We start from the raw sequence: 4,858 nt of genomic DNA, 5'->3' as shown, positions 1-4,858 counted from the left end.
GGCATAGTCGTCATTGCGGACCAGCACGGTCTGCTGGCCGACCGTGAACTGCTGCAGCTTGTAGGGGCCGGTGCCGACGGCCTCGCTGACGCCGAACTTGTCGCCGAGCGCCTGATAGGATTTCGGCTCGGGAATGCACATGAACGAGCTCGCGAGGTTCGAGAGCAGGTTCGGGTCAGGGTTCTTCATGTGGAAGCGCACGGTGAGGTCGTCGATGACCTCGACGCGCTCGATCGCCTCGACGGTGAAGGCGTTCTCGGTGCCCTTGAACTGCGGCACCCACCATTCGATCGTCTTGGCGTTGAAGGGCTCGCCATTGTGGAACTTCACGCCGGGCTTGAGCTTGAAGGTCCATTGCTTGCCGTCGGCCGAAGTCTCCCACGACGTCGCAAGCTGACCGTGGAAGCTCTGGTCGGCATCCTGAAGGACCAGCCGGTCATAGATCAGCGTCGTCGCCGTGTTCAGCTTCGTCGCCTTGATCGGATTGTAGGTCGGCGCGCCGACCCAGCGTGCCGTCAGCACGAAGGTCGCTTCCTGCGCGACGACAGCCGACAACGCTCCCGAGATCGCCGTCCCGGCCAGCGCGAGAGCCAAGGCAGCTCCGCTCACCTTCATCTTCGTCATGACGCCATTCCCCTCTTTTTTGATTGATGTTGGGTCTTCGTTCACTCGACGGGGCCTGAACCATCCCCCACATGCCCCGTGAATCGGCTGTAGAGCGTCGCCATCCTGTTCAGGCGCTCCTCGACGGACGGGCCGAGTTCGATGAAGACGCTGTTGACCAGGAGGCTGCCGAGGCTCGCCATCTGCGCGGTCGAGTCCCAGAACTGGTTGAACTCGGTCGAAACCACGAGAACCTCGTCGACGAGGTCCCGGCCCCAGTCGCAGAACGCGTCGGTCACGAGCGTGGTCCGGATGCCGGCCTGCTTGGCTTCGCGGGCCAGCAGCTTGGCCATGCGCGAGTAGCGGCGGGCCTCGAAGATCACGAGACAGGGCGACGGTCCGCCCGAAAGCAGCAGCTCGGCGAAATTGCCGCCTGCAAGATCGATGAGATGGACGCCCTCGCGTAGGTACTGGAGCTGGTTGGCGAGATACTGGGCGAGGCCCCGCTCCGTCTGGAAGCCCGTGACATAGACGGCCGAAGCCGCGGCAAGCCGCCTGGCGACCCGCTTCCATTCATCCGTCTGGGCCAGCTCGTAGATGGCCACCAGGCCGGAGATCTCGAGCTGCAGGCCGCGGGCGAGCTGATCCTCGCCGGCCAGGCTGCGCTGCTGGAAATCGCGCAACCGGTCGCTGATCAGCCAGGGCCGGTCGCCGATATCCTGTCTGAGCTGTTCCTTGAGATMCTTGAAGCTCTTGTAGCCGAGCGAACGGCAGAAGCGCCCAACCGTCGGCTCGCTGACCTCGACCTTTTCGGCCAGGCTCCCAGCTGTTTCGAACGGCACGCTGTTCAGGCGCGCCAGCATGTAGCTCGCGAGCGCCTTGTCGGCCTTGGAGCCGTCTTCAAGGCAAGCCTGCAGTCTCTGGCGCAGCGTCTGGGTCATGGGTTTGCCCGGTTGATGGCGCAATCAAGAAATTTTTCTTTCATAGTGTCAAACGATTTTTCTTTTCTTGCATATCTCTGAAAAATGAGGCTTCTCGAACGGGTCGCCCGGCCTTTGGGTCGAGCGCGACGCGAGTGATGCCGCCGAKGAGCGATGGGCCAAACGATCAAGCAATCCGACGTCATCGTGCTGGGCGCGGGCATCGTCGGAGTCAGCGTGGCGCTGCATCTGCAGGCTCGTGGTCGTGCGGTGACGCTGATCGACAAGGGCTTGCCCGGCGCCGAAACCAGCCACGGCAATGCCGGCCTGATCGAGCGTTCCTCGGTGATTCCCTATGCCTTCCCGCGGGACCTCTCCACGATCCTGGCCTATGCCTCGAACCGCTCGGTCGCGGTCCGCTATCAGCCGGATTTCCTGGCGCAGATCCTGCCCTGGCTCGCCCGGTACTGGTGGCACTCGGCAAGCGAGCGATTGAACCGCGCCGCCCGGGAGATGCTGCCGCTGATCGAGCGCTGCATCGGCGAGCATGAGCATTTCGCGGGGCCGGCCGAGGTCGAGCCGCTGATGCGTCGCGAAGGCTGGATCGAGTATTACCGGTCAGCGCGCAGCTTCGAACGTGCAGCCGAAGGCGCGGCCGAGCTTGGTCCGTTCCAACTGTCCTATGACGTCCTCGACAGACAGGCGCTCAATCGCCGGGAGCCGGCCCTGCAGGGCGATATCGCCGGCGCACTGCACTGGCGCGATCCGGTCACCGTCAGCGATCCCGGCGCCGTGACCCGCGCCTATGCGAAGCTCTTTACGGCGCGTGGCGGCGAGCTCGTCACCGGCGATGCGAAGGGCCTGGAACAGAACGGCGCGGCCTGGGCGATTACGACACCGCGTGCGCAGTATCGCGCCGAAGCGGCCGTCATCGCGCTCGGCCCCTGGTCGGACGATCTCTGTCGGCGTTTCGGCTACCGTTTCCCGCTCGCCTACAAGCGCGGGTACCACATGCATTACGAGGCGCAGGGCAATGCTGTGCTGAACCACCCGATCTGCGATGCCGAGGCCGGTTTCGTGCTGTCGCCGATGATGCGCGGCATCCGCCTGACCACAGGCATCGAACTCGCGGCCCGTGACGCCCCATCCGACACGCGGCAGATGAAGCAGGCGGAGCAGATCGCACGGCGCATCTTCCCGCTCGGCAAGGCGGTGGATCCCGCACCCTGGCGCGGGGCACGTCCGTGCCTGCCCGACATGAAGCCGATCATCGGCAAGGCGCCACGGCATGACGGGCTCTGGTTCACCTTCGGCCACGCGCATCACGGCTTTACGCTCGGGCCCGTCACCGGTCGCCTGCTAGGAGAAATGATGACCGGCGAAGAGCCGTTCACCGATCCGCGCCCCTACGCCGCCGAGCGCTTCACCCAACGTGGCTGAATAGGGATCCGAGGCTTGCTCGGTTGCGCTGCGATCATGGGGCGGCCAGCAGCGCCTGGAGCGGCCGCGAAATGGCACCTACTCCGGCGCCAGCATCGGCGTCCTGATGCATGACAGCTCCGGGGCTCCCTCAAGACTCGCTGATCCGGCGGGGCGAGTCTGGCGCAGCGTAATCAGACATTCACATTTTGCGTGATTTTGTTGCAAACTGAAAGCTAATCGCAATCACACTTGCAGTGACAGGCTCATGGATCAGCTCAGCACCCCTCGGCAGGCCGAGATTCTGGCCACGGCGCGATTGCAGGGAAAGGTCGGCGTCGACGAGCTGGCCGCTCGCTTCGATGTGAGCCCCCAGACGATTCGCAAGGACCTCAACGAGCTGTGTGACCGCAGGCTGATGACCCGCATCCATGGCGGCGCCGTCATCGCTTCGGGGGTCGAGAACGTCGCCTACGAGGCCCGCCGCTTCATTGCGCAGGCCGAAAAGCGCGCCATCGGCGAAGCGGCCGCCCGGCTGATTCCCAACAACGCCTCGCTCTTCATCAATATCGGCACCACGACCGAGGAGGTCGCGCGCGCCTTGATGCAACATGAGGACCTGATGGTCATCACCAACAACCTGAATGTCGCGACGCTGCTGTACCGGCAGCCCAGGATCGACGTAGTGTTGGCCGGCGGGCCGGTCCGGCGCACGGATGGCGGGTTGATCGGCTCGAGCACGGCCGAGTTCATCAGCCAGTTCAAGGTCGATTATGCCGTGATCGGGGCCTCGGCCATCGACGAGGACGGTGCGCTGCTCGATTTCGACTTCCGTGAGGTCAAGATCTCGCGCGCGATCATCGATAATGCACGGCGGGTGATGCTGGTTGCCGACCGGCTGAAACTGGAGCGGGCGGCCCCGATCCGCATCGGGCACCTTTCCGAGGTCGATGTCTTCGTCACCGACGAACTGCCCTCGCCCGCGTTGCGAACCCTATGCAAAGGTGAGGCCGTCCAACTCGTCGAAGTCGGCCGCCGGGATTGAGCCGCAACTCGCCCCCTATTCGGGCGAACGCGCCGTGCTGGCCGAGCCATTGCTTTCGCTTTTAGGTTCACCTATTCAAAAATCATCATCAAAACGAAATCAAACCTGAAACTATCACCCGCCAGCCGGAGAGACGCCGTGACCGCCGTTCCCGAGATTGCCGCCCAGCCATATGATCTCGCGATCATCGGCGGTGGTGTGAATGGCTGCGGCATCGCGCGCGACGCATCCGGCCGCGGCGCCTCCGTCATCCTGTTCGAACAGAGCGACCTCGCCAGCGCGACCTCCTCGGCCTCGACCAAGCTGATCCATGGTGGTCTGCGCTATCTCGAGCATTACGAGTTCCGGCTGGTGCGCGAGGCGCTGATGGAGCGGGAGGTGCTCTGGCAGCTTGCGCCGCACATCATCCGGCCGCTGCGGTTCGTGCTGCCGCATCACAAGGGCCTGCGCCCGGCCTGGCTGCTGCGGCTTGGTCTCTTCCTCTATGACCATATCGGCGGCAGAAAGCTCCTGCCGCCGACCAGCACTATCGACCTCCGGCACGCCCCGCAGGGCGAGCCGCTGAAGCCGGAGCTGGTGAAAGCCTTCGAGTACTCGGATTGCTGGGTCGAGGATTCGCGGCTCGTCGTGCTGAACGCAGCCGACGCGGCAGCGCGCGGCGCGGACATCCACACCMGCACGAAGGTGCTCCATGCCGAGCGCGAGGGTGACGCCTGGCGAATCACGACCGTGCGGGACGGCGTGCGCAACAGCGTCCGCGCCAAGGCCCTGGTGAATGCGGCCGGGCCCTGGGTCGGGCAGGTGCTGAACGGGATCGTCCGCTCGAACACGCAGGCCGCCGTGCGCATGGTCCAGGGCAGCCATATCGTGG

The 4,858-nt window shown here is 64.7% G+C and carries 5 protein-coding genes; 3 read left to right on the top strand and 2 right to left on the bottom strand.

Annotation, left to right across the window (positions count from 1 at the left end):
• Window positions 1–624 (bottom strand): ABC transporter substrate-binding protein (locus tag AC1DJT_RS34540; RefSeq protein WP_476835852.1); only part of this gene is annotated, 624 nt, incomplete at its 3' end.
• A 41-nt stretch (window positions 625–665) separates the two neighbouring features.
• Complete coding sequence (locus AC1DJT_RS34535) at window positions 666–1,544, bottom strand: MurR/RpiR family transcriptional regulator (RefSeq protein WP_476835851.1); 879 nt, start codon at window positions 1,542–1,544, stop codon at window positions 666–668.
• A gap of 153 nt (window positions 1,545–1,697) precedes the next feature.
• Here AC1DJT_RS34535 and AC1DJT_RS34530 point away from each other — a divergent pair, with 153 nt between their 5' ends.
• From AC1DJT_RS34530 to AC1DJT_RS34520, 3 genes are all read left to right on the top strand, one after another.
• A complete protein-coding gene (locus AC1DJT_RS34530; protein WP_441507083.1) occupies window positions 1,698–2,963 on the top strand; it encodes an NAD(P)/FAD-dependent oxidoreductase in 1,266 nt (421 codons plus the stop codon).
• 247 nt (window positions 2,964–3,210) lie between these two features.
• Window positions 3,211–3,987, top strand: a complete 777-nt coding sequence (locus AC1DJT_RS34525; RefSeq protein WP_441507082.1) for a DeoR/GlpR family DNA-binding transcription regulator — start codon at window positions 3,211–3,213, stop codon at window positions 3,985–3,987.
• Between the two features lie 138 nt (window positions 3,988–4,125).
• Window positions 4,126–4,858, top strand: a 733-nt coding sequence (locus AC1DJT_RS34520) for a glycerol-3-phosphate dehydrogenase (protein WP_476835850.1), incomplete at its 3' end; no start/stop codon positions are given.

The sequence above is a fragment of the Allobosea sp. 05T422_2 genome, from assembly GCF_056396265.1.
Note: the sequence above shows the minus strand (reverse complement) of the source record. Positions and strands in the feature narration are given on the sequence as shown.

Bases quoted from the DNA above. Each gene is read 5' to 3' on its own strand.
- AC1DJT_RS34530 (WP_441507083.1), top strand. From the start codon at position 1,698: ATGGGCCAAACGATCAAGCAATCCGACGTCATCGTGCTGGGCGCGGGC.
- AC1DJT_RS34525 (WP_441507082.1), top strand. From the start codon at position 3,211: ATGGATCAGCTCAGCACCCCTCGGCAGGCCGAGATTCTGGCCACGGCG.